General features: G+C 59.6%; 17 protein-coding genes. 10 read left to right on the top strand and 7 right to left on the bottom strand.

Annotation, left to right across the window (positions count from 1 at the left end; all coding sequences use genetic code 11):
- Window positions 1–10: 10 nt before the first annotated feature.
- Window positions 11–796 carry a hypothetical protein gene (locus PMI36_RS22890; RefSeq protein ID WP_008069023.1) on the bottom strand — a complete coding sequence of 262 codons (786 nt, stop codon included), beginning with the start codon at window positions 794–796 and terminating at the stop codon, window positions 11–13.
- A 235-nt stretch (window positions 797–1,031) separates the two neighbouring features.
- On the opposite strand from PMI36_RS22890, the gene PMI36_RS22895 reads away from it, so the two are divergent.
- Window positions 1,032–1,628, top strand: coding sequence for a MarC family protein (locus PMI36_RS22895; protein ID WP_008069021.1), 597 nt, complete (start codon window positions 1,032–1,034; stop codon window positions 1,626–1,628).
- Window positions 1,629–1,710: 82 nt separating this feature from the next.
- Here PMI36_RS22895 and PMI36_RS22900 read toward each other — a convergent pair whose 3' ends face one another.
- The 6 genes from PMI36_RS22900 to PMI36_RS22925 form a co-directional block, all read right to left on the bottom strand.
- Entirely contained in the window at window positions 1,711–8,802 is a 7,092-nt protein-coding gene (locus PMI36_RS22900) for a TcdA/TcdB pore-forming domain-containing protein (protein ID WP_008069019.1), read from the bottom strand.
- 609 nt (window positions 8,803–9,411) lie between these two features.
- Window positions 9,412–11,115 (bottom strand): precorrin-3B C(17)-methyltransferase, encoded by a 1,704-nt coding sequence (gene cobJ / locus PMI36_RS22905; protein WP_008069017.1) that lies wholly within the window; start codon window positions 11,113–11,115, stop codon window positions 9,412–9,414.
- The gene (locus PMI36_RS22910; RefSeq protein WP_030128260.1) at window positions 11,115–11,846 is read right to left on the bottom strand and encodes a precorrin-2 C(20)-methyltransferase; all 732 of its coding nucleotides are present in this window, start codon (window positions 11,844–11,846) and stop codon (window positions 11,115–11,117) included. Before PMI36_RS22910 ends, cobJ begins: the two co-directional genes overlap by 1 nt.
- The gene (locus PMI36_RS22915; protein ID WP_008069015.1) at window positions 11,846–12,472 is read right to left on the bottom strand and encodes a precorrin-8X methylmutase; all 627 of its coding nucleotides are present in this window, start codon (window positions 12,470–12,472) and stop codon (window positions 11,846–11,848) included. The genes PMI36_RS22910 and PMI36_RS22915 overlap by 1 nt, the downstream gene beginning before the upstream one ends.
- Window positions 12,465–13,766 (bottom strand): precorrin-3B synthase, encoded by a 1,302-nt coding sequence (cobG, locus tag PMI36_RS22920; protein WP_008069008.1) that lies wholly within the window; start codon window positions 13,764–13,766, stop codon window positions 12,465–12,467. The genes PMI36_RS22915 and cobG overlap by 8 nt, the downstream gene beginning before the upstream one ends.
- Before the next feature lie 145 nt (window positions 13,767–13,911).
- The gene (locus tag PMI36_RS22925; RefSeq protein ID WP_008069001.1) at window positions 13,912–14,568 is read right to left on the bottom strand and encodes a hypothetical protein; all 657 of its coding nucleotides are present in this window, start codon (window positions 14,566–14,568) and stop codon (window positions 13,912–13,914) included.
- Window positions 14,569–14,810: 242 nt separating this feature from the next.
- Between PMI36_RS22925 and PMI36_RS22930 the strand changes: the two genes are divergently transcribed.
- The 9 genes from PMI36_RS22930 to PMI36_RS22970 all read left to right on the top strand — a co-directional run bounded on the left by PMI36_RS22930 (window position 14,811) and on the right by PMI36_RS22970 (window position 23,786).
- A complete protein-coding gene (locus tag PMI36_RS22930) occupies window positions 14,811–16,022 on the top strand; it encodes a bifunctional cobalt-precorrin-7 (C(5))-methyltransferase/cobalt-precorrin-6B (C(15))-methyltransferase (protein ID WP_008068999.1) in 1,212 nt (403 codons plus the stop codon).
- Window positions 16,015–17,112, top strand: a complete 1,098-nt coding sequence (locus tag PMI36_RS22935; protein WP_008068998.1) for a cobalt-precorrin-5B (C(1))-methyltransferase — start codon at window positions 16,015–16,017, stop codon at window positions 17,110–17,112. The genes PMI36_RS22930 and PMI36_RS22935 overlap by 8 nt, the downstream gene beginning before the upstream one ends.
- Window positions 17,109–17,822 carry a cobalt-precorrin-6A reductase gene (locus PMI36_RS22940; RefSeq protein WP_008068997.1) on the top strand — a complete coding sequence of 238 codons (714 nt, stop codon included), beginning with the start codon at window positions 17,109–17,111 and terminating at the stop codon, window positions 17,820–17,822. The genes PMI36_RS22935 and PMI36_RS22940 overlap by 4 nt, the downstream gene beginning before the upstream one ends.
- Before the next feature lie 251 nt (window positions 17,823–18,073).
- On the top strand, window positions 18,074–18,385 hold the full coding sequence (locus PMI36_RS22945) for a hypothetical protein (RefSeq protein WP_008068996.1): 312 nt from the start codon (window positions 18,074–18,076) through the stop codon (window positions 18,383–18,385).
- A gap of 49 nt (window positions 18,386–18,434) precedes the next feature.
- Window positions 18,435–18,833 (top strand): DUF2946 domain-containing protein, encoded by a 399-nt coding sequence (locus tag PMI36_RS22950; RefSeq protein WP_008068995.1) that lies wholly within the window; start codon window positions 18,435–18,437, stop codon window positions 18,831–18,833.
- A 48-nt stretch (window positions 18,834–18,881) separates the two neighbouring features.
- Window positions 18,882–19,361: a copper chaperone PCu(A)C gene (locus PMI36_RS22955; RefSeq protein WP_008068989.1), complete on the top strand. Its 480-nt coding sequence runs from the start codon at window positions 18,882–18,884 to the stop codon at window positions 19,359–19,361.
- A 21-nt stretch (window positions 19,362–19,382) separates the two neighbouring features.
- Window positions 19,383–19,832, top strand: coding sequence for a DUF2946 domain-containing protein (locus tag PMI36_RS22960; protein ID WP_008068987.1), 450 nt, complete (start codon window positions 19,383–19,385; stop codon window positions 19,830–19,832).
- A gap of 262 nt (window positions 19,833–20,094) precedes the next feature.
- A complete protein-coding gene (locus tag PMI36_RS22965; protein WP_008068986.1) occupies window positions 20,095–22,212 on the top strand; it encodes a TonB-dependent copper receptor in 2,118 nt (705 codons plus the stop codon).
- A gap of 197 nt (window positions 22,213–22,409) precedes the next feature.
- Complete coding sequence (locus tag PMI36_RS22970) at window positions 22,410–23,786, top strand: PepSY-associated TM helix domain-containing protein (protein WP_008068984.1); 1,377 nt, start codon at window positions 22,410–22,412, stop codon at window positions 23,784–23,786.
- The last annotated feature ends 391 nt before the right edge of the window (window positions 23,787–24,177 follow it).

The following is a 24,177-nucleotide window of genomic DNA, read 5'->3' as shown; positions in this document are numbered from 1 at the left end:
AAACATTCGATCAGATATCGTAATCTTCGATCTTGGTTTTCGCATTCAAACCAAGTTTTGCACGAATCGTGTCGCGGGTTTGCTCGACGATATAAGGCACTTTCCTGAAGACAGAGTCACCGCGATACAGCTTCACCTCGCGGGAGTCCCAATCCATGAACAGCACTTGCTTTGCGGTGTTCTTGCGGATGAAACGAACAGTACCCAATGCCATGGTGACTTCACCGTTGACTTCGGTGCAGGTGCCGGCCGCCATGCCACCCACACCGTGCTCCAGCATGTTGCGCTCATACAGGGTCAACGCGGTTTCACGTTTTTTCAATGCGGTGATTGCATCGCCAGCCACCTTCAGCATCAGGACGGAGGCCGAGCCAGGCACGGCAAGCCCGGCAACCACACTGCCGAGGATCTCCAGCACCAATTGATCCATCCGTACGGTGTTACCGCTGATATTCATGTCGTTGTAGTACTTACTGGTCGGCAGCCAGCCTGCATGGGTCATGACTTCCAGGAACTGGTAATACCATTCCTTGCCCTGATACTCGTACGGGAACTTTTTGTTTGCGACCAGACTTGCGAATAGAAAAGCGTGTTGAACATCTTCCCGATTTTGCTCACTCAGGTTGCCGGTAAAGGACAAGATGCCCTCACCCACGATGGAACCTTTGCCGGGCTCATTGACAACCGGTACCGAAAAACTGCGAGGGCGCATAACTTCAGCGCCGTCCAGCTCATAATTTTCCAAACGATGAATACATTCGGCTACAGCGCAATCCTCGACACTATGAACATTCATTACCAATTCCTTATTAATTAAAACAGGCTCCTCTTGAACCCGCCAAACAACAATAACCAACGACAGAAGAAACGCCAAACAAGAACATGTAACCTGTTGATATCAACATTTCGTCAACTAACAAACTTCAACCTCAACAACTTACATTTACCCCCCGTTTCCTCACGCCATTCCCCCAAACATTAAACCGACTGATAGACTCCGCTCTGCCCATCTGCCGCTACGAGCCGAAATCATGCTCCACGTGTTGTTCAGCGTTTACCTGAAGATGCTGGTGCTCTACAGCCCGTTCTTCGTGTTGTCCTGCTTCATCAGCCTGACCCGCGGTTATTCGCGCAAGGAGCAGCGACGCCTGGCCTGGAAAGTAGCGGTCGCCACGCTGGTTTCCAGCGTTTTGCTATACCTGTTCGGGCGAGTCATATTCAGTGTCTTCGGCATTACCGTAGACGCGTTCCGTATCGGTGCCGGCAGCGTGCTGTTCATCTCGGCACTCGGCATGGCTCAAGGCAAGTCGGCGGTGCAGACCGACAACGTGCAACAGGACGTGACCATCGTCCCGCTGACCATCCCCCTGACAGTCGGCCCCGGTACCATCGGAGCGCTGCTGGTCATGGGCGTGAGTCAGCCCCACTGGGATGACAAGCTGACGGCCATCCTCAGCATTGCGCTGGCCAGTTTCACCGTCGGCGTGGTGCTTTATCTGTCCAGCCGAATAGAACGGATTCTTGGCGATCAAGGCCTGCAGATTGTCAGCCGATTGATGGGGTTGTTCGTTTGTGCGCTGGCGGCACAGATTATTTTTACCGGGGTGAAAGGCTATCTGGTTCCCTGAACCGACAGGCAAAAAGGCAGCAAGTTGTATCAACCTGCTGCCTTTTTTCGACCAGGACGTAATCGCAGACAACTGCCGGTGATTAAACCACCAGACTCGTTTCCAACTCAGCAATCGACACGCTCAGCAGCTCTTTGAGCGTTGCACTGTCATGCGTGCTCTGCCGAGCGACCAACCTCTGCACCAATGTTGAAACGCTATAAGGTCGATGCCCTTCGAACCCGAGCAAGACTTCGCCTCGCAAGTTGACATCCGTCGCATACACCTCACGAAAGATCACATTGTGCCCGCTGTCCGGATCAATGATCACCAAGTGTTCCTGGACGATGCTCAGCAACAACTTTTCAGGGGCATCCAGCTCCCAGATCAACTTGCCGGGAATCGGCGCCGCGCTGCCCAGCGAATGCCGGCAGTCGAGGATGACCGATTCGAGCCTCAGCCAGGCCGCCTTTGACAGTCGGTAACTCACCGCTCCCTGCCCCATGCGCAGGATCAGGGTCGTGACATCGTCCGGTATCAGCGGCAGGACATCGCCGATCTTCATCTGACCTTCAATGACCAATACCTCGGCATCGCGCTGAACATAACTGAGGGGCCCTGCATGCCCCATGTCCGGGTAGGTCAGCAGTAGTCCGTCCTTGTCTTCATGAAGCAACACGTTGGTTTGTTGTTGCGTTCCCAGCAGCTCAAAGGAGTCCGGAATCGCAGCCTTTGCCACCCGAATCACACGCTCGGTCCCGGTGACAAACCACATCAGGCTACCGGGTTCCTCCACCGACAGCAGCGCGGTATGAGGCTGGCTGTCCATCAGTTGTTTGAGGCCCTCGTGCATTCGGCCATCCTGAGCAATGACCCACTCACGAGTGACACCGGTAATCCATGCCGGTTCTTGATCACGCAGCTCGACCATCACGCCGTCGAACGTTGTGCCACGCAGTCCAGCCACTTCTACCGTCAGCTCGACAAACTGCCAGGGCGCCCACTCACGCTGCGCGGCGGGTAACGCGTCTGCCAAGAGCAATCGCCCCCCCTGACCGAATGCAGGCTCCAGTTTCTGCGGATCGATAAATGCCTGACGATAGACCTCGCCGCTCGAGACATCGAACAACCAGGCCGCCTCGCTATCCGGGGTTACGCTCAGTAAACGCACCTCCTTTCCATGTCCGAGATCAGCCAGCAGCAACCGATTGCCGACGTACCAGGCGCACAAACTCGCGTCGCCACTGAAGTTGGTCAAGCCGACAAGGGCAAAACGCTCGGCCGCGTGTTGCCGGGCAAGCGGTTCCAATGCGGACCACCAATGCACACGATCCTTGAGCCACGGTTCACTCAAGCCTCCCAACTCAAGGTATCCCTGACCAGTCACGTTGAAGAACAGACCATCAGACGTCAGCGCCACGTTCCCACCTTCAACAGCCACGACATTCTCCAGCTTCTCGGGCTGCACCCACGTATGAGACCACTGTCCTTTGCCCCCCACCACGGTGCGCGACTTGCGGCATAGCAGCTGTTCCAGCCTGTCGTAGATGACAAATACATCGCCCTCGTCCATCGGTGTGAGCAGCGTCAGATCAGTCATGTTGCTGATCGAGTCGGCCCATCCGCGGCCATGATGAAGTCTTGGGGAGGGACGGATGATCAAGTGGTCACTGTCACGAACCCAGGCCATGTCCCGTGTGTTCGCTTCGAACTTCCAGCAAACCGAAACAAAGGGGGCCGGCTGCCAGTCGACGGTGACAAAGGTGCTTTCGCCAGTGACAGGCGTAAAGGGGTAATAGCTGCCCAGTACCTGCGACCAGTCAGTCAGTGTGTCGCTGGCACTGAAGACCGATTCCAGCGTCCGATCCATGTCGCGGGTGACCGAGCTCAGCAACAATTGCCCATCATGGATCATGTAGGCCAGTACATCGCTGGCCTGATCCTCGTGAGCGACTTCCTGTATGACGTGAATCACCCCCCGGGCATCTGCCTCGATGTGCTTGATGGTGGCTTCCGTATTTTTAAGCAGCAACCGATAACGATGAGTGAGCAGCCCGGTGACCGCCTCGACTTGCCAGATCTCGTAATTCTGCGGTTCGTAGAAATAGGCGTAGCCACCAGCCACCACTCCCAGCAGTGCTTCATCAGCGGCCAGTACCTCCTCGTTACGGATGTACAGGAAGCGCTCCTGCTTCGCGTCATACCAAGCGGTGGTATATCGGGGTTCATCCGGCTTCTCGAAGGGAATCAGATAGTGATGAACCGGCGTATACGGCATCACCAGACGATGCTCTTGAGCCAATACTTTGAAATGCTCCTGCAGCGTCTGTCGATCCATGCCTGGTGGCACATCCTGCTCGACAAGGGTGAGGGTCTGTTTGCCGCGTTCAACCTGGAACACTTGGTTGTCCGTGATCCGGACCAGGATTTCGTGACGACCTTTTCCTGCGAATTCCACCTGAACGTCACCGATAAACAATGCCCCGAAACGCTCCAGCCGAATATCGCTCTGACTGGCCCAAGAGGCCTCCAGCACCCAACTCGATAGCTGCAGGCTCGGCGACTCGAGTGTCAGATTCACTCCAGGATTGAGCACCAATGCACAGTGCTTACCGGCGCCTTGAATCTGATAAGTGACTTTCCCGTGCCAGATCGGGGGAAGAACAGGCACTACCAGCGAGCGCTCGACGGCATCGAGCAGCACATTGATCACTGTTGGCCGATAGACCGGGAACAGGCGATAAAGGATGTATTCACTGGGAAATGAATAGAAGGAAAACAGAAACAGCCGCCCGCCATCCGCTTTCTTTTTCTCCAGACGTCGAGCCGTGTCGAACCCGGTGTCATGGCGCAGCGTAGCGAAAGGTAGTGCCTTGTACTCGTAGCCATAACAGGTTTGCGGTGTGCAAGGCAGCACGATGGCCTGCCCGGCGGGCGGAGTGAAGGTTATGCGACCGGGCAGGCCCAGTTCTTGACGAATATCGATCGCCCGCTCGTCATCGCCATCAAAGGTCGGCACCCCGAAATGATCGCGTAACGGGTAAAGCCTGGGGCTGTCGAGCAGCAATTTGCCGGCGTTCAGATCCAGCGTCTGAACAATCAACGACGAGCGCGGTATCCACGCGGCCAAAGCGCTGTCGAATCGATAGGCTTGGCGATAAGCCTTTTCAACTTCATCGAAAAACAACCCGACCTGTTTGGCTTCTTCGGCGATGGCGGCAAAACCCTGAGCCAGTGCCGTTACCCCCACTGCCAACCCGGCCAGCATCACAGCAGCCCCACCCAGAAACGCCCCGGCAGTTGTGACGCCGGCGGCATAAGCGCCTACCGACAACACCAGACTGGCCGAGTCGAAAGCCAGTTGCGTCCCAAACTGCGCCTGCTCGACATCGTTTTGCGCGGTCGTCAATTGGTAGATGTCGAACCCGACATTTGCCAGCTGCAGCAATCCTCCGCTCGCTTCGCCCATACTCGGCCCCACAGCGGCTTTGACCACCGGAGCGACAGTACGGGCAATCAGTTTCTCTTCCACCAGTGCCTGTCGAACCAGGCCTACCAGACCCGCCACATCGACCACATTGCCATGCACCAACTGCGCGTAATTGACATAGGCGTGCAACCGGACAGCCAGGGTCAGGGGCCGATCGGGTCCTTCCTGCACCCTCAACGCATTCATCAGCGCTTGTATGGCGAAGCCGGCGTTCAGGGTATGGACACTACCAACATCGGTGGGATCGACAGGATCGCCCGGAACGGATGATTGATTGGCCAAGGCTGCAAAACGTTCCGAGAGGTAGTTTTTTATGCGCAAGAGTCTAGGGTCATCAGTGAAGACTCGTACCACGTGCTCAGGGTTTGCAGGGTCGACCAAGCTCATCCGGTACATCCCGTCAGGCATGATCTCCAGGGTTTCGAACAACGGTACAAGGTGGGGTGCCAGCTGATTCTGCTGCTGAAGGCGGGTCGTCACTTGCGCAATCTGTTGCCCCCACCCGTGACTGTCCAGCGCCAGCAGACAACTGCCCAGGCGAGGGTTACTCATCAATGATTGTCCGCGGGCACTGGCCAGACGCTGCCTGACAGGACGTTGCGGCTGTCCCGCCAACGTGCCGGGTTGCAGCAGTTGCGAGACCGGAGTTGCGCCAGGCAATGCCACTCTCGACACCCGTGAGCCTTCCAGCTCGATCAGATCGAAGGTCGGACGCGCCGCATCGCCATAGGCCGCGTAATGCCTGGCCATCTTCTGCCGGAGGAAGAACTGTTCCAGCGCCTGTCTGAACTGCGTCGGATGTTCGAACTCGAATACGCCAAAATTCGGATCGTAGAAGTGATAAGTGCTGCGTTCGCCCTCAATGGTTTTGGCCACCAACATGGCGTGATTATCGGAGTTGAGCATCAGCGTACTGGTGGCTGTTCTGGCTTGCAGAATGTCCACAACCTGACTCAGATCCGAACGCCCCAGCACGCTGCCCACCTCACTGATCTGCACATCCCGCAACGCCTCCAGGCTGTGCAGAAAGATCGCTGAATCACTCCCTTGCGGCTCGATTACCCCCAGGTAGAATCGCTCGCGCAGAATGTTGGCCGCGGCCTTCCCCTCCGACAAGGCTGCCGCCATCACCAGGGCCAGTGGATAACAGCGCCCACCCACCCTGTCACCGGCGCCCTGAAGCAGTAAATCCTGCGGGACAAGCTTGACGGTGCCCGCTTCAAAACCGTCCAGAACAACACCGAGGCGCTCGACAATCTGGTCACGGTATTCGAGTTTCGCCACCTGCTGGATTCGGGCGACCTGCTTGCCCCACTGGCGCAGCGTCAAAGGTTGTTCAAGCGCGTTTTTCTTCAGCCCCAGGGCGGTTTCGGAAAGCGCTGGCGGATGATCGAGAGGGCTGACCAGCCCGGCCAGAAACCCGGGAGCCTGGCGTTGATACAGCGCGTGTTCGATCGTCGCATAGCGGCCCGCCGCGCCTAGTTCGCTGAAGCTGTTGGCCAGGTTATCCAGCTGCGGACGAACCGTGTCGAAGCTGCGATTATCCAATGCCTGCGCACCGGTCAAGGCGCCGAGCAGCAGACGCTGCAAGGGGCTCAACTGAGCGACTTCGAGGCTACCCTTGGCGAGTCGGCTCAAGAGTTCATCGATAGGCAACTGTTGTGTCTGCGGATCGCTCAATGATGCAGGCGGCAGCGCATCGGGGCTTTGAGCGAGGATCGATTGGCGGTCATCGAAGCTCAGGGGTACAGCCTTGTCGAAGGTCACCGTACCGTTATGGCTACGATTCATCATCTGCATGAACGGCTCACCCAGTTCATCGGCCAGATGCTGCAACAGATCGGTGGACAGCACATGGCGCCCTTCGATCACTGGCCAGCCTTCCTCGAAGTCGAGGGTCCGGTATTTGAGCAACTGCGCCAGGTCGCCCGCGTAACGGGCTTTGAACTGTCCCTCTTGCCAGCGTTTAGTCTCGTTAATCAACCATTGCCCGGTGTCACTTTCGTTCTCTTTCCAGGAGTGATCCAGCTCCTCCTCGGTAGCCCGGTTGACGGTGGCGATGGCCGGAATGGCAACCTCCACTCGCCACTCTTCGGCAGTTCGAGGCGTAAAATGCGTTCTTTCGTAATCCGCCATTCCCGCACGCAGGGCGGCAGGTCCGGTCAGATAGATCGTCACTTCGCTCTGAGGCCGGATGCCGTCGCTATAGTAGGTGGCGGCAGCCTGAACCAGAAAAGACACTGCCAGTTCTTCTTCCGGCGACAGCTCGTGCAAAGCACCAAACACCTGCGTCGCCGCCTGGAGTGCAAGACCGCTCATGGCTTCGGCATCGGTGAGGGGAATGTTTTGCTCATCCGCCAGGCGAGCGGTGGCGTCGATGATTTCATAATTGAGTCTGAAACGCTCAAGCACGGTCTTGAGCATTGCTGAGCCAGGATGGGCCATCAGGAAAGCGTTACTCAAAGTGTTTTGTTCGGCGACGGCTCGCAGCCCATCCGATAGAACCAGACGCTCCACCGGGGGACGAAAAACATCACTCAGCCTGGGTTGGCTGTCGGCGAAACGCTCGAGCGCCTCGCGATGCTCCAGTGGAATCTGCTCGAAGTAGTTGGTGTAGCGGCTGCGCAGAGCCTGACGGCCGGGCATCCATTGGGGATTGCGGTCAAGCATCAACTGCAGCACGCCCAGGCGCGCGTCTGTCTTGAACGCCCGAATATCCACCTCGCCCAGCTTTTCCAACAGCGGCGGCAGATTATCGACATCAGCGTAGCTGCCGCCCTCAGCGAACAAAGCCTCGGCACGCACAACGTCAGAGGCTGCCGCAAAATTACCGCGCAGGCTGATCTCTCGCTCGTAGATATCCTGCAGATACAGCGGCGCCTCATCAATGGCGAGATCGCGCAGCGCCAGACCACCCTCGGCCAATGCCGAGAGACTAAGCTGGTTATCGCTCCTAAGGGCGCTCAGGCGCGCCTCATCCTGGCCATAGGCTCGAACCAGTAAATCGACTCTGGCGTCATCGGCGCTGCCACCGTTTTCCACCGCCTGCGTAATGTGTGCATGCATTTGCTGCTTCAGAACGATGGCGCGTTCTTCATAGCGGTCGCCCAGTTCAATCGCGTCAGCACTGGTTTGCCCGCCATTGAGCATGGCATCGGCCTTGGCGGCTTCGACAATGATCCGGTTGGTTTCATAGGCCAGCAGCGCGTCGCTGTCGTACCAGAGATTGAGGTGATAGCTCTCTGCGGCCATCACCTGCTTCCAAATATTGATGTAGTCGCGCTGAATCGTCCCGACGCCACCCCCAAGCCAGACAAAATGCAGATTTTTCGGCACCTCGATGGCAGGCGTCTTCAGTTGCTCAAGGCTGTTGTGCAGACGCGTTTCAAACCCCGCTACTTTGTTGTAGATATCCGCCAAATCAGCAGCCCCTGCGGCATCAGAACTCATAGACGATCCCGACTCTGCCGCGCGGCGGTGCCGGCTACCGTGCTCCAACGCCCCCAACGCTTGCTTGAGCAGACCTAACGGCTCCAACAGTTGTGGAGAATCCAGCAAACCGATACAACCGAAATAATATCGGAACACCGCATCATATTGATCGGTGCCCTTGTGCGATGCTAACGCCTGTTCAAGGTCCACCACTTTTAACAAATCCACAAAATTGACGTAGCCATCCGCCAACGAGAACTTAGACTCACTCATAAACAACACTTCCATTTATCGTATATAAATAGCCGAGACCGACTCTAGACAATGATGATTCCACAAGAGCACTCAGGCACCCGGGCATTTAACCTGTTATAAATAAAGCGAAGAAAGCGCCGTTGCTCCGAACACCAATACATTTATTGGCAAACAAAGCGCAGCTGCCTGGCCAAACGCCAGATATCGCCGAAGCGTCACATAACTTCTTTTAAATCGACTAACACCAATAAAGCACACGCTAAAACTAACCCGACACTCAATACTGTTCAACCAACAAGGAATTCAATTAATTACAAAACAAACATTACATCCAACGTTACAGACTTATGCACTTTTATTCGTTTAGTCATGACTCACAAGCCAGAATACTGGAAAGCCCTTTACAGGCCGAACCTCAGAACAGGCGCCTGAAATAATGATTCGTCACCCCCTTATAAATCCTGGCATCAAAGTAGAACTTCCTACAAAGCAGAATAAAAATTCTTCGTGGCAGGTAACAAAATCCCACTCAAACAACCGAACAGGCTTACACGCACAAATGCCGAAACAATCGAGAGAAGTAACCGGACTGAGGTGATGAAGGCGGCCCGGGCGGGCCGCCAGGGTTTAGCAGAGGGGTTTGTTGCCATACCAGCGCGGCGTGTACACCCAGTCACCGCCTTCGGCGCGGGGGAACACGCAAGTGGTGGACGAGCCGATCAGCACCATGGTGCGCATGTCCACTTGCTCAGGTGTGAGCGCCCCGAGGGTGGTGACCCGCAGCGTCTGGCCGGGCCGACCGATATCACGCCCCAGAACCACCGGAGTTTCCGGGGTACGGTGCTGCGCCACGATCTCCAGCGCACGGCCCAACTGCCATGGCCGCGAGCGGGAGATCGGATTGTAGAAGGCCAGCGCCAGATCGGCTTCGGCGGCCAGGTCCAAGCGCTTTTCGATGATCGACCACGGCTTGAGGTTGTCCGACAGGGACATCACACAGAAGTCATGCCCCAACGGCGCACCGGCCTGAGCGGCCGTCGCCAGTGAAGCGGAAACCCCCGGCAGGATCTCCAGATCGACGTTGTGCCAGGCCGGGTCAGTCGACTCGTGCAAGGCTTCGAGTACCGCGGCGGCCATGGCAAACACGCCGGGATCACCGGACGAGACCACGATCACCGACCGCCCTTGGGCCGCCAGTTCGAAGGCGTGACGGGCGCGCTGCATTTCCTCGCGGTTGTCGGTGCAGTGCAGCACTTGATCCGGGCGAAACGGGCCGGCCATGCGCACATAAGTTTCGTAACCGAGCACATCAGTGGCTCTGGCCAGTTCAGCCTTCACCGCAGGCACCATCAGTTCGGCAGCGCCCGGGCCCAGGCCGATCACCGCCAGCCGACCACGGGGGCGGCCGATCTGTGCGATGTCCAGCGGTTGTTCAGCGATGGCCAGCGTCAGGTTCGCGTTGATCGGGATAATCTTCGCGCCGGGAATAGCCTCGCGAGCCAACTCGCTGGCATCGCTGGCAGCGGACGCAAAACGCAGCGGCACACCCAACTCAAGCGCCGCCTCGCGCAACGTCGGGTTGGCCATCTCCGTGACCGGCGCCAACAAGCACGCCAGCGATTGAACGGCGACTCGCGCCTGACGTAGCGCCGCGCGAATCGCCTGGGGCAAATCCGCCACACTGGCGCTGACCGCCAGCAACACACTGCGTGGGTAGATCAACAGCTCATTGGCGGCCGGCGTCCGTTCGGCGCTGCCGACATGGATCGACAAATGCGCCTCGGGATCCTGCGGTAACTGTGCTTGCGCCAACCAGGGCGCAGCGCCTTCGATGCGCACGTGTTCGCCAGCCAGCAAGTCCGAGACAAAGCGCTTGCCCAGCTCCAGATCGCCCAAGGCATAGCCGCTGGGGGGATTGAGCAGGCACGTGCCGAAACGCAGCTCACCGCTGGTGGTAATCGCCGCCGCGACGTCGAGGCCGGCGGCAATCTCGCGCGCCATGACATTCACCCCACCGAGGCCGCCGAGCAGCGGCACCACGGCGCTGCCGTCTTCGGCCACGGCCAGCACCGGTGGCTCAGCACCTTTTTCCAGCAGCAACGGCGCCAGGGTGCGGATCACAATTCCGGCGGCGCACAGCGCGATGATCGGCGTGTCCTGTTGATAAAGTTCGCGCAGGGTCGCGCCGAACTCGTGATAAACACGGTCCGCGCCATCGACCCGTTCGGCCAATCCATGGATCAATGCGCCCGGATACACCTGCTGAATTTTGCGTGCGGTCGCGAGGCTGCCATTACCGAGGATGACAATCGCCGGAGCGGAATGGGCCATCAGCCTTGCCACCTTTCACCGGGAACGATGATCAGCGAGAAATACGGCGAGGACATCGGCTCGACCTGATCCAGCGGCACGATTTTCTGATTGGCCATGGTCGCGCGCTCCACGTACAGCGCACGCTCGGCCAGACCGAGTTCTTCGAGTACCTGACGGACCTTGGGAAAGTTGCGCCCCAGTTTCATGATCACCGCCGCATCGGCATCGGCCAGTCGACGCTTGAGGTCTTCGTGGGGCAACACGCCCGACAACACCGACAGGCTCTGATTGCGATACACCAGCGGTGCACCGAGTACCGACGCACCGCCGAGCATCGAGCAGACGCCCGGCACCACTTCGGCTTCATAGCGTTCAGCCAGACGATCGTGCAGGTACATGTAGGAGCCGTAGAAGAATGGATCGCCTTCGCAGATCACCGCCACGTCACGGCCAGCGTCCAGGTGCGCAGCGAGTTGTTCGCCAGCCGCATCGTAGAAATCGCTGATCACTTGTTCGTACGACAACGGCGCCGGCAGCGCTTCGGTGGTCACCGGATAAACCAGCGGCAGCAGGGTTTGTGCGTCCTGCAAATGCGCTTCGATGATGCCGAAGGCGTTGCCCTTTTTGCCCTTGGCGACGAAGTACGCCACCACTGGCGATTCGCGCAACAGGCGCAAGGCTTTGACGGTAATCAGTTCCGGATCACCGGGGCCGACACCCAGGCCAATCAAACGTCCAGGTTGCTGCATCATTCGATCTCCGTGGCGAGGGCGTTGACGGCGGCGGCGGCCATGGCGCTACCGCCCAACCGGCCTTGCATGATGACAAAAGGCACGCCACGGCTGTCCGCCGCGAGCATCGCCTTGGATTCGGCGGCGCCGACGAAGCCCACCGGGAAGCCAAGGATCAGCGCCGGTTTCGGGGCGCCGGCGTCGAGCATTTCCAGCAGATAAAACAGCGCCGTCGGCGCATTGCCGATCACCACCACGCTGCCTTCCAGGTGCGGGCGCCACAGTTCCAGCGCGGCGGCGGAACGGGTATTGCCCAACTCACGGGCAAGCTCCGGGACGCTGTCGTCGCGCAGAGTGCAAATCACCTGATTGTTAGCGGGCAAACGCGCACGGGTCACGCCTTCACTGACCATCCGCGCATCGCACAGGATCGGCGCGCCAGCCGCCAGCGCATCACGCCCGGCCTTGCCCGCACCTTCGGAAAATTGCAGCCCGTCGATGGCCTCGACCATGCCGCAGGCGTGGATCACCCGCACGGCGAGTTTCTCCAGATCGGCCGGGATTCGCGCAAGGTTGGCCTCGGCGCGAATGATCGCGAAGGAGTTGCGATAGATCTCCTGACCGTCGCGGATGTAATCAAGCATCAAGGGAACTCCGTGGGCGGGCGTCGAGCAAGCCGCCGACCGCTTCAATAGTAAGATTGCGTGCGTGCAGGGCGCCGAAACCCGACTGCCCCGCATCGCGAAAATAGAGGTCGTAGCGACCGGGGGCGACGGCCAGTAACGTGACCGGCACCCCATGGGCGGCGGCGCAGGAACGCTGGCAACCGGACAAATGCACTGTTTGATCGTGGCGTTGCAACAGCGCAGCCAATTGCAAGGCGTCGCTCTTGGTATCGGCCAGGCCTTTGCCGCAGCCAGCGGAGCCGGTGCAGGCGATTAACCGTGACAAGGGCTGATCGGGCTCACACAGCAGCCCTAGTTGCTCCAGGCGCCGAATGACTTCGGGCGCCTGCTCTTTTCGAACATTGGGCAGCAACAGACTCTGCCACGGGGTGAAACGCAGGCTCGCGTCGCCGTACTCATGCGCCAATTGCGCCGCGCCTCTGAGCATGACGGGATCGAGCCGCCCCAAAGGCGGCACGGCACCGATATAGACATGCTCGACTTCACGTTGCCGATGGGCGCCGATGTGCAGAGTGTCCGGGCCCGATGAACGCCGCCAATCGGTGATCGACTTCAACGGCACACGCTCGGCCAGGCGAGCGAGAAATTCTGCGACCGGGATTTCGGCCAGCACATGACGCATCCGTGTTTGATCGGGCCGCGCCAAATCGAGAAACAACTCCAGCACTGCAACGACCAACGCGTGTCCTTGCTCAAGTGCCACTGAACCTGCGGGCGTGTCCGTGGGGCAACCCGCCAGACCGAATGCCAGCAACCGTTCGCCCTCTCGCTCAGCAGCAGACAACCACAGGTCATGGGGATGTTCGAGCATTGCCAACGCCTCGCCGCCGTCGAGTTGCACGGCAAACTTGGCGCTGAGCTCGTGAAAGCGTTCGTGGCTTTGCAGGGTGGCGAGAATCTGTTCAGCCAGCGGGCGCGTGTCGAACAGCATTTGCCGATCAATCCCGGCAGCCGGGCTGAGCATCAGGTTGCGCACATCGTCGCCAGCGGCGGTACGCGGGCCCAATCCAGCGACGAGCAGGCTGTCGATCAGTGCCGTCTGCTCGCTGCCGATCCCGCGAATCTGCAGGTTGGCCCGATTGGTCGCCTCGATCACGCCCCCGGCAAACCGTTCGGCCGCGCTGGCCACCGCTTCAGCCTGGGCAGTGCTGATCGAGCCGCCGTTCAATTTGATCCGACAGATGCCGCCATCCAGTGCCTGGACGATACGCAGCAACCCCGGGCAGGCCGAGGGGCGTAAAGCGGTGGACATCGGGCGTTCGTTCAAAGGGGTGACCGGCTGGCTGGCAGCGCTGTGGTGGGCGAAAGGTCGCCATTATGCCTGCTTTGCCCGAGCGCATGAAAATGCCTGCCGGTCGGAAACCGCCAAGGCTACAAATTACGCAGCCTGGCGCTGTTCAGAGTTCGTACTCTTCGAGCTTGAAAGGGAGCTCGCGAAGGGCCTGCTCAACGCTCGCTCGATGGGCCTCCATCGTCCGGCGCTTGATCACCAGTTTTCTGGCGCGAATATCCAGTTGCGACATCGGCTGATGGATCTGCCAAAACAGATAGGTGGTATTGAGGACCATCTTGATAAACCGGATGTGACTGAGCACCACGACCAACTCGCCGCTGGCGTTATAACTGATCGGCAAAATATGCGAGTTGAAAGTCTTGCCACTCAGGGCCGTAAACTTTTTCAGGATCGCCGCATCGTTTTCCAGCGCTGCAAGTCCTGCTTCAACTTGTGCCAGCTGGGAACGCGCGAGCAACGGAGCCGCCAACTTTCGCCATGCCTCCTGCACGCTTCCGGAGAATTCGCGCTGGACCAGAACGACGGGCTGCTCCTCAAGATTCCAGCCAAATGACCAGAGAATGCCGGCAAAGTGATCGAACCATTCAGCAGGCTGGGTACTGCTGTTATAAAGTTCGTCCGCCTTGATCTGCGCGAGTAGAACGCAGTTCTTTACAAAATTGTTGTCGGCTGCAGTCTGGCCTCCGATGCCTGTGAACAACATATTGTTCACAGCGATTGCATTGCTGCGGATGTTATCTGTGTTTGAATTGATATCCATATCTCTCCTGCCAACCTGGCAATCATTAAAAAATAAAATGCTTCGTCGTTAAATCAAAACTTTTATTAAGCCCGACTTAAGCTGGACCCAAACTAGCAAAAACACGCATTAAGCAAACCGCTTTTGCACAACATTAAGTTTCCGCTATCGGTTAAACATTCTCCGACAACCGACCCGCGTCAGATACCGGCAGCCGCGTTATCATGCCGCCCTTGAAGATCAACCCTGGATTAAGGAACGGCATGACACCCTGGCTAACGGTTGTGGGAATCGGTGAAGACGGCTTCAAGGGCCTGGGCAAAAATGCCCGGCGCGCCCTGTTGGGCGCCTCGCGAATCTTCGGCGGCCAACGCCAACTGGACTTGCTGCCGGTGTGCATTCGCGGCGAACGCCAGTTGTGGCCCAGTCCGTTTACCCTTGAGCCGTTACTGGCGCTGCGTGGCGAGCCGGTTTGTGTACTGGCCAGCGGCGACCCGATGTTCTTTGGCGTCGGCGCCAGCCTTGCGCGGCAACTGCCCGGCGCGGAAATGCTGATTCTGCCCGCTCCGTCTTCCGTGTCGCTGGCGGCAGCTCGCCTGGGCTGGCCGTTGCAGGACGTGGTAACACTGTCGGTGGTCGCCCGCCCCATCGCCGCACTCAACGCCCATCTGTCCAGTGGTGTGCGCTTGCTGGTGTTGAGCAACGACGGCCAGAGTCCGGCGGCCATCGCGGCGCTGCTGCGTGAGCGCGGTTTCGGGCCCAGTCGCCTCACCGTGCTGGAACATCTGGGCGGCGACGCCGAACGACGCATCGAGGGTGTTGCCAACGACTGGAACGACCCGCTGATTGCCGATCTGAACCTGATCGCCATCGAATGCATCGCCGAACCGAACACGCCGCGGCTGTCCCGACTCGCCGGATTGCCAGACTCTGCCTTCAAGCATGACGGCCAACTGACCAAGCGAGATGTGCGTGCCATTACCCTCGCGCGCCTGGCCCCGATTCCCGGTGAACTGCTGTGGGACGTCGGCGCTGGCAGCGGTTCGATCGGCATAGAGTGGATGCGCGCTCATCCGAGCTGCCGGGCGCTGGCCATCGAAGCGGATGAAGGTCGGCAGTTGTTGATCGAACACAACCGCGATGCCTTGGGCGTCCCCGGCCTGCAATTGATTCGCGGCAGCGCGCCCCAAGCCCTGGATGGGCTGGAACGCCCGGACGCGATTTTCATCGGTGGCGGCGTCACCCGCGAAGGCATACTCGATACTTGCTGGGCGCAACTCAAACCCGGTGGTCGGCTAATCGCCAACGCCGTCACCCTGCAAAGCGAAGTGACCCTGATGGCCTGGCGCGAACGGCATGGCGGTGAATTGACCCGCATCCATGTCGCTCAGGCGCAGCCGCTGGGTGAGTTCGATACCTGGCGTCAGGCGCTGCCGATTACTTTGCTGGACGTGACGAAGCCCCTCGATGCGTGACGAAACCGCCGAACAACCCGCCCCGCTGCGCAGCGGCCTGACCACCGGCAGCTGCGCCACCGCCACCAGCCTTGCGGCGGCACGCCTGCTGCTCAGTGGCGTGGAAGCAGACGCCGTCGAGATCATTCTGCCCAAAGGCAAACGGGTGCAAATGCGCCTGGAATTCTGTCGGATGATGAACGACGGCGCCGAAGCCGGAACGATCAAGGACGCCGGCGACGACCCGGACGTGACCCACGGCGCCCTGCTCTTCTCCCAGGTGCGCCTGCACAGTGAGCCGGGCATTCGCTTCAGCGCCGGTCGTGGGGTGGGCACCGTCACACGGCCTGGGCTGGTGCTGAACGTCGGCGAACCGGCGATCAACCCGGTGCCGCGCAAGATGATCAGCGAGCACCTGACGCTGCTGGCCGAAGAACTGGATTATCAGGGCGGCTTCGAGGTCACGGTGAACGTCGAAGACGGCGAAGCCCTGGCACTGAAAACCATGAACCCGCGACTGGGAATTCTCGGCGGTCTGTCGATCCTCGGCACCAGCGGCATCGTCCGGCCCTTCTCCTGCGCGGCCTACATCGCCTCGATCCACCAAGGCATCGACGTCGCCAAAACCAATGGCTACCTGCATATCGCCGCGTGCACCGGCAACGCCAGCGAAGACACCATGCGCCGGGTCTACGACTTGCCGGAAATCGCCCTGATCGAAATGGGCGACTTCGTCGGCGCGGTACTCAAGCACTTGCGCAAAGTGCCTGTGGATAAACTCAGCCTGTGCGGCGGTTTCGGCAAAATCAGCAAACTGGCGGCCGGGCACATGGATTTGCACAGTCGGCACTCAAGCATCGACCTGCCGCAACTGGCCGAATGGGCAGCAGCGGTCGGCGCCGATGAGACGTTGCAACAGGCGATCCGCCAAGCCAATACCAGTCAACAGGCATTGGCCATGGCCAGTGCTGCCGGGATCGCCCTCGGCGACGCGGTGTGTCAGCACGCTCTGGACTTTGCCCGCAGCGTGGCGCCAGCGCAGGTTCAGATCGAAGTGTTCGCCATCGATCGCCAGGGCGGGATTGTCGGCCATGCAGGAGTTTTTCAATGAAGCGCGTGTTGTTGCTCGGCGGCGTCACTGAGGCCCTGGCCATCGCCCGAACCCTGGGACCGGAACACATCTATAGCCTGGCCGGTGTCGGTCGCGTGCCGACGGATCTGAACTGCCAGGTTCGGGTTGGCGGCTATGGCGGCGCTGAAGGTCTGGCGCAGTTCATTCGGGATGAAGGCATCGACCTGCTGCTGGATGCGACCCATCCCTACGCAGCGCAAATCAGCCAGAACGCTGCCACCGCCGCGAAGTTGAACGGCATTGCGTGCTGGGCTTTGCGGCGTCCGGCCTGGCAACCACAAGCCGGGGATGACTGGCGCGAGGTCAGCGATTGGGCCGAGTTGATCGAAGCGTTGAAACCGTTCCGCCGACCGCTGTTCACCCTCGGTCGCGAACCGCTGCAGCACCTGCACGAAATCCCGCCGGAGCAATTCTGGACGTTGCGTGCACTGGACGTTTATCCCGGCAACGAACGCTGCGAAGTCATTGGCGCGCGCGGGCCGTTTCTGATCGAGGATGAACGTGAACTGTTCGAGCGTCGGCAGATCGACGTACTGATCAGCAAGAACAGCGGCAGCACCGCCACCGAGCCGAAGCTGGAAGTGGCGCGGGAACGTGGAGTACCGGTGCTGGTGTTGAAGCGGCCGGTGTTGCCGGGGGTTGAGCGGGAGTTTTGTTCGGTCGTACAGGTATTGGAAGCGCTGAAGTAATTAACTTTTACTGGCCCCAAAAGATCGCAGCCTTCGGCAGCTCCTACAGGAGTACGCATTCCAACTGTAGGAGCTGCCGAAGGCTGCGATCTTGGCGATAGCGAACACACTGGAAGGATCTCGGTGACGAACTAATTCCTACAAGTTGAGCAGACCGAACTCACGTCACCCTCAAAAGTGGCTGACTGGTTGAGCCCGAATTCCAAGCCTATATTCCTGAGCATCCGCTAACGCTTCGCTCAGAGGCCCCGATGTCTGAAAAATTCACACGCTTCGATATCACTGAGTTTCTCCTGACACCTGCCGACTTGTGGAACTACATCAAGGCCTGCGAAGAGGAAGACCCAGGCGATGGGTGCCTCAATCGTGTGGCGTTCAGAGATGTCAAACACACAATCCGGGCAAGAATCCAAAGCGATCCTCAATTCGCTCAGGCATTAAGAGTCGAAGTCGCTACACTCTTTCAAAACGGCGAGGCTGAACTCGCACATCGGCTACTCGATCTGCTGACTGAAGCACTGCGACACCACACCGCACGCGGCCTTTTTACTTATCGCCCCTGATCAGGCTAAATAGCCGCGCCTGATTGCCCACTCAACCGGATCTGCCCTCATGTCCCGACAACGGCTCGCATTTGCCTGGATCGCCTGCTTTGCAGTGCTGTTCAACATGCTCGCCATGCCGATGTCCGGAGCGATGGGGCAGACGGCGAAATCGCCGGCCGAACAGTTGCTGTGGGGCAGTTTCTGCTCTTCCAACGGCACCAGGCTGGTGGCGATTTCCCTGGGCGATATCGAGCAGAAAGCTCCGCAGAGCGACGATCATTCCAACATGCAGCATTGCTGGTGCTGCTCGGGTTCTGCGCCATTGGTGGCGTTGCCAGGGCATGCTCCGCAGTTGTATTACGCGCGTTTCGAGGCCAATCGAAGCCTGCCGCCTGCCGCGCTCGACACTCCGACACCGCGCCAGCAATGGCCGAGTCTCAACCCCCGCGCATCCCCTCTGGTGTGATTCCTTCTCGCAATCGACCTGCGTTTTGAATCGTTCTGGAGAACTGCCATGTTGAACAAACTCATCGTTCTGGCTGTATTGCTGCTGCCTGCCTGTTTTGCCAATGCTCACGAATACAAGGCTGGCGAGCTTGAGATCGCCCATCCGTGGTCCCAAGAGTTGCCGCCCAACGCGCCCACCGTCGCAGCGTATTTCGTGATTCACAACAAGGGCAAAACGGCTGACCGACTGCTGAGCGTTGACTCGCCAATTTCGGGAAAGGCCGAATTGCACGAGCACGTGAAGCAAAATGACCTGATGAAAATGCAGCAAGTGCCGAGCGTCGAGATTCCGGCTGGCGGCGAAGTCACCTTCGCACCGATGGCCTATCACGTAATGCTGCTGGAGCTGAAGGACCGCAGCCTGTTGAGCGACGGCAAGCGCTTCCCGCTGACGATGCACTTCGAAAAAGCCGGCGATGTGACGGTCGAGGTCGCGGTGCAGAAAAAGGCGCCTGACGGCATGCAAGAGCATATGCACGCTCAGTAATCGCCCACGTTGAAAACGCCCATGCGCCCGCTTGGCACCCGGCCATCCGTGCACCGCCGTCAGCCAATGAGCCTGACGCGCGGCAGCTGGATCAGCCTGTTCGCCATGCTGATGATCTTTATCGGCCCGCTGATTTCTCAGTCGATGCCGATGGATCAACGCGCCTCGGCTTTGATGAAAGTATCCATGAGCATGTCGATGGACATGCCCATGGACATGTCGGCCATGGAGCATGGCGCGCAACCCGCCGCCGAGCACTGCCCACCCAAAGCCGACCATCACGCACTCTGGGAAAAATGCGGCTATTGCAGCCTGCTGTTCAATTGCCCGGCGCTCACTGGCGGTCAGTCCTTCGTCGCCTTCGACAGTCCACAGACAACTACTTTTAGTACTCCCGCCACCCGCCTGGGCCACGCCCGGCAAACCTTCTTCCCCGGTGCCCGCACCCGCGCCCCGCCCATCGTCGCGTAAACACCCACCTCCGATCTCACACGGTCCGCAAGATGGCCGCAACCTGTGGGAGCGAGCTGTGTGGTGAGGGGGCTTGCCCCCGTTCGGCTGCGTAGCAGTCGTAAAACGTTGCACGCCGTGTACCTGATACACGGCGATCGCAGGTTTTGGGGCCGCTTCGCGGCCCAACGGGGGCGAGCCCCCTCGCCACAGGAACTCGCTCCCACAGAGATTTGCGCAGGCTGCCGGCCGTGTCGTTTACGACTGTTCGATGGAAATTGTCATGTCCAGGTTTTCTGCTGACACACGTTTGGGCGCTGCCCAGGCTTCTTTTGCCCTGAACGAATCTCGCGTTCGCTTCAGGCACGCCACCGCCGTTCTTTGTGGCTTGCTGCTGACACCGATGGTGCTGGCCGATGAACACGCCGAGCACACCGAAGAACTGAGCCCGACGGTGATCACCGCCATCGCGCCGAGTTCGCCGCTGACCATCGTCACCAACCCCAAGGATCCGCGCCAACCAGTGCCGGCCAGCGACGGTGGCGACTATCTGAAAACCATCCCCGGCTTCGCCCTGGTACGCAACGGTGGCACCAACGGCGATCCGGTGCTGCGCGGCATGTTCGGCTCGCGACTGAATATCCTCACCAACGGCAGCATGATGCTCGGCGCCTGCCCCGGCCGCATGGATGCGCCAACCTCATACATCTCGCCGGAAACCTACGACAAACTCACCGTGATCAAAGGCCCGCAAACCGTACTCTGGGGCCCCGGCGCATCGGCCGGCACCGTCCTGTTCGACCGTGAGCCGGAGAGCTTCGGCGAACTCGGCACCCGGGTGAACGCCAGCGTACTGGCCGGTTCCAACGGGCGCTTCGACAAAGTGGTGGACGCCGCTGCCGGCGGGCCGCTGGGCTACGTGCGCGTGATCGGCAACACCGCCCATTCCGACGACTACAAGGACGGCAACAATGACACCGTGCCCTCGCGCTATGACAAGTGGAACGGCGACGTCGCTGTCGGCTGGACCCCGAGCGCCGATACGCTGCTGGAACTGACCGCCGGCAAGGGCGATGGCGAAGCCCGTTACGCCGGGCGCGGCATGGACGGTTCGCAGTTCTTGCGCGAAAGCCTGGGCCTGCGTTTCGAACAGTCAAATATCGGTGAGGTGCTGGATAAGGTCGAGGCGCAGGTCTACTACAACTACGCCGACCACGTGATGGACAACTACACCCTGCGCACGCCGTCCGGCACCGGGATGATGGCCGGCCCCATGGCCTCCAACGTTGACCGCCGGACCCTCGGCGCGCGGATCAAAGCCACCTGGCGCTGGGCCGATGTGCAACTGATCAGCGGCCTGGATGCGCAGACCAACGAACATCGCCAACGTAGCGCAATGGGCGTCGACGCCTACAAGGATGTGCCGCGCAACAAGGACGCCGACTTCCACAACTACGGCGTGTTCAGCGAACTGACCTGGTACGCCGCCGACCATGATCGGTTGATCACCGGTGCACGACTGGATCGCGCGTCGGCCAAGGATTATCGGCAGACCATTGGCTCCGGGATGATGGCCCGCCCGAACCCGACGGCCGACGACACCCGCGCCGACACCTTGCCCAGCGGTTTCGTCCGTTACGAACATGACCTGGCTGACAGCCCGACCACGTTGTACGCAGGCCTCGGTCACTCCCAACGTTTCCCGGATTACTGGGAGCTGTTTTCGCCCAAGTCCGGCCCCGCCGGTTCGGTGAATGCATTCGATTCGATCAAACCGGAGAAAACCACCCAGCTCGACTTCGGCCTGCAATACAAGACCGAAGACCTCGAAGCCTGGGCCTCAGGTTATGTCGGACAGGTGCGCGACTACATCCTGTTCAACTACACGCCGGGGATGATGGGCATGACCTCGCAAGCCGAGAACATCGACGCGCGAATCATGGGCGGCGAACTCGGGGCGGCCTACAAGCTGACGGCCAACTGGAAAGCCGACGCGACCCTGGCCTACGCCTGGGGCAAGAACAGCAGCGACGGCAGCGCCCTGCCGCAAATGCCACCGCTGGATGCCCGTTTCGGCCTGACCTACAGCGAAGACAACTGGAGCGCTGGCGCCTTGTGGCGGCTGGTTGCGGCGCAAAACCGTATCGACCAGAACAAGGGCAACGTGGTTGGCAAAGACTTCGACACGAGCTCTGGGTTCGGCGTGTTCTCGCTCAACGGCGCGTACCGGATCAACAAGAACTGGAAGGTCAGCAGCGGCGTCGACAATTTGTTCGGCAAGGCTTACGCCGAGCACTTGAACCTGGCGGGCAACGCCGGTTTTGGCTTCCCGGCCAATGATCCGCAAGCCATCAACGAACCGGGGCGCACGCTCTGGACCAAGGTGGATATGAGCTTTTAAGAGCTTCGCGGGCAGGTTCAACACCGGCCATGTGGGAGCGGGCTTGCTCGCGAAGGCAGACTGACATTCAACAATGATGTCGACTGACTCACCGCTTTCGCGAGCAAGCCCGCTCCCACAGGGGTTCCGGTGTTCACCCCCTTGACTGCGATCAATTACCAAACAATTAAAAGACCCAAGCCTAGCGGAGCACTCGAATGAAACAGCCCAAACCGAATTTCTACAACCTGGCCTGGCGCTGGCATTTCTATGCCGGCCTGTTCGTCGCGCCATTCATGGTGATGCTGGCCCTGACCGGCATCATCTACCTGTTCAAACCGCAACTCGATCCGTTGATGTACGGCAGCCTGCTGAACGTCCCGGCCGCTCATCACAAAGTCTCCGCCGATGACCTGCTCAAACGGGTGAAAGAGGCATACCCACAAGGCCAGATCAAACAATACCTGCCACCGGCCAACGCCGAACGCAGTGCGCAGTTTGTCGTCATCGATAAGGGTCATGAACTGAATGTGTTCATCGATCCATACCACGGCGACATCCTTGGCGAGCAAGACGCGAAGAAGAATCTGCAAGCGATTGCTCGCTCGATTCACGGCGAGTTGATGATCGGCACCGTCGGTGATCGGCTGGTTGAATTGGCCGCCGGTTGGGGCGTGGTGCTGGTGGTCTCCGGGGTATTTTTGTGGTGGCCGCGCGGACAGTCCGCCGGGATTCTCTGGCCACGCTTGAACAGTCGCGGCCGGGTACTCTGGCGTGACCTGCACGCGGTGACCGGGTTCTGGGGCGCGGCATTGCTGCTGGTGATGCTGCTCAGCGGCATGACCTGGACCGGGTTCTGGGGCAAGCAATATGCCGACCTCTGGAACCGCTTCCCGGTAGCCATGTGGAATGAGGTGCCCAAATCCGACGTCGAGGCCCGCAGCCTCAACAGCGCCACGCGCCAGACCGTGCCGTGGGCCATGGAAAACACGCCGATGCCGATGTCCGGCGACCACGCCGAACACATGGCGCACACCGGCACTAAAGCCGGCCCGGCAGCGCCGACCATCAGCCTGCAAGACGTGCAAAACATCGCCGTGCAGCGCAAGGTCAAGCCCGGCTACAGCATCACCTTCCCGACCACCGCGACGGGCGTGTTCACCATCGCCTTGTTCGCCGACGACCCGCGCAACGACGCCACCCTGCATGTGGATCAGTACACCGGCGACGTCCTCGCCGACGTGCGCTGGACGCATTACAGCAATGTCGCCCGGGCCACGGAAGTCGGCGTGATGCTGCACGAAGGCAAGATGTTCGGCCCGTTCAATCAGATCATCGTGCTGCTGATCTGCCTGATGATTCTGCTCAGCGCCGTCAGCGGTGTAGTGATCTGGTGGAAGCGCCGGCCACAGGGCAAGTTCGGTGTACCGCCGTTGCGCCACGACCTGCCGAAATGGAAAACCGCGATGGTCATCATGTTCGGGCTGGCGGTGATGTTTCCGTTGGTGGGGGCTTCGTTGATTGTGGTGTGGGTGTTGGATCGAGTGCTGCTTTCTCGCCTGAATGGCCTGGCTGAAACCGGCCCGGCGGCTTGACTCAGAATGTGCGGGGGCTGGCCTGGGTCAGCCCCTCATCATTGGCAGCCATCGATCTTCAGCTCGCCATAGCAGTTATGCAGGCGTTGGACGCTGAGACGATCAAGGTTGGGATAATCGACCGGTGAACCACCTCCGAATTGGTTCCGGCAGATGACCCTGATCCGGCATCCTTGCGGTTCGGATACGGCCATTGGTGGTGTCTCTGGCAACGACGCCGTCTTTAGAGGCTTGCAACTGGCACGGGCAGCGCTTTGCTCCCAGGCAGATGAGCAGGATTGCTCCTCTGCCAGAGCGCGAGCGCATTGCACACTGGCAATAATTGTCACCGAAACCATCAGCGACATGAACCTGAGCATAGGGGCAGTCCTTTGCATCTGGATATGTCACG

Source organism: Pseudomonas sp. GM79, assembly GCF_000282495.1.
GTDB lineage: Bacteria > Pseudomonadota > Gammaproteobacteria > Pseudomonadales > Pseudomonadaceae > Aquipseudomonas.
This window is presented reverse-complemented; position numbering and strand designations above follow the sequence as displayed.

Bases quoted from the DNA above. Each gene is read 5' to 3' on its own strand.
- PMI36_RS22950 (WP_008068995.1), top strand. From the start codon at position 18,435: ATGTCCCGACAACGGCTCGCATTTGCCTGGATCGCCTGCTTTGCAGTG.
- PMI36_RS22945 (WP_008068996.1), top strand. From the start codon at position 18,074: ATGTCTGAAAAATTCACACGCTTCGATATCACTGAGTTTCTCCTGACA.
- PMI36_RS22965 (WP_008068986.1), top strand. From the start codon at position 20,095: ATGTCCAGGTTTTCTGCTGACACACGTTTGGGCGCTGCCCAGGCTTCT.
- PMI36_RS22900 (WP_008069019.1), bottom strand. From the start codon at position 8,802: ATGAGTGAGTCTAAGTTCTCGTTGGCGGATGGCTACGTCAATTTTGTG.
- PMI36_RS22960 (WP_008068987.1), top strand. From the start codon at position 19,383: ATGCGCCCGCTTGGCACCCGGCCATCCGTGCACCGCCGTCAGCCAATG.
- PMI36_RS22940 (WP_008068997.1), top strand. From the start codon at position 17,109: ATGAAGCGCGTGTTGTTGCTCGGCGGCGTCACTGAGGCCCTGGCCATC.
- PMI36_RS22915 (WP_008069015.1), bottom strand. From the start codon at position 12,472: ATGCTTGATTACATCCGCGACGGTCAGGAGATCTATCGCAACTCCTTC.
- PMI36_RS22970 (WP_008068984.1), top strand. From the start codon at position 22,410: ATGAAACAGCCCAAACCGAATTTCTACAACCTGGCCTGGCGCTGGCAT.
- PMI36_RS22895 (WP_008069021.1), top strand. From the start codon at position 1,032: ATGCTCCACGTGTTGTTCAGCGTTTACCTGAAGATGCTGGTGCTCTAC.
- PMI36_RS22935 (WP_008068998.1), top strand. From the start codon at position 16,015: ATGCGTGACGAAACCGCCGAACAACCCGCCCCGCTGCGCAGCGGCCTG.
- PMI36_RS22890 (WP_008069023.1), bottom strand. From the start codon at position 796: ATGAATGTTCATAGTGTCGAGGATTGCGCTGTAGCCGAATGTATTCAT.
- PMI36_RS22955 (WP_008068989.1), top strand. From the start codon at position 18,882: ATGTTGAACAAACTCATCGTTCTGGCTGTATTGCTGCTGCCTGCCTGT.
- PMI36_RS22925 (WP_008069001.1), bottom strand. From the start codon at position 14,568: ATGGATATCAATTCAAACACAGATAACATCCGCAGCAATGCAATCGCT.
- cobG (WP_008069008.1), bottom strand. From the start codon at position 13,766: ATGTCCACCGCTTTACGCCCCTCGGCCTGCCCGGGGTTGCTGCGTATC.
- PMI36_RS22930 (WP_008068999.1), top strand. From the start codon at position 14,811: ATGACACCCTGGCTAACGGTTGTGGGAATCGGTGAAGACGGCTTCAAG.
- cobJ (WP_008069017.1), bottom strand. From the start codon at position 11,115: ATGGCCCATTCCGCTCCGGCGATTGTCATCCTCGGTAATGGCAGCCTC.
- PMI36_RS22910 (WP_030128260.1), bottom strand. From the start codon at position 11,846: ATGCAGCAACCTGGACGTTTGATTGGCCTGGGTGTCGGCCCCGGTGAT.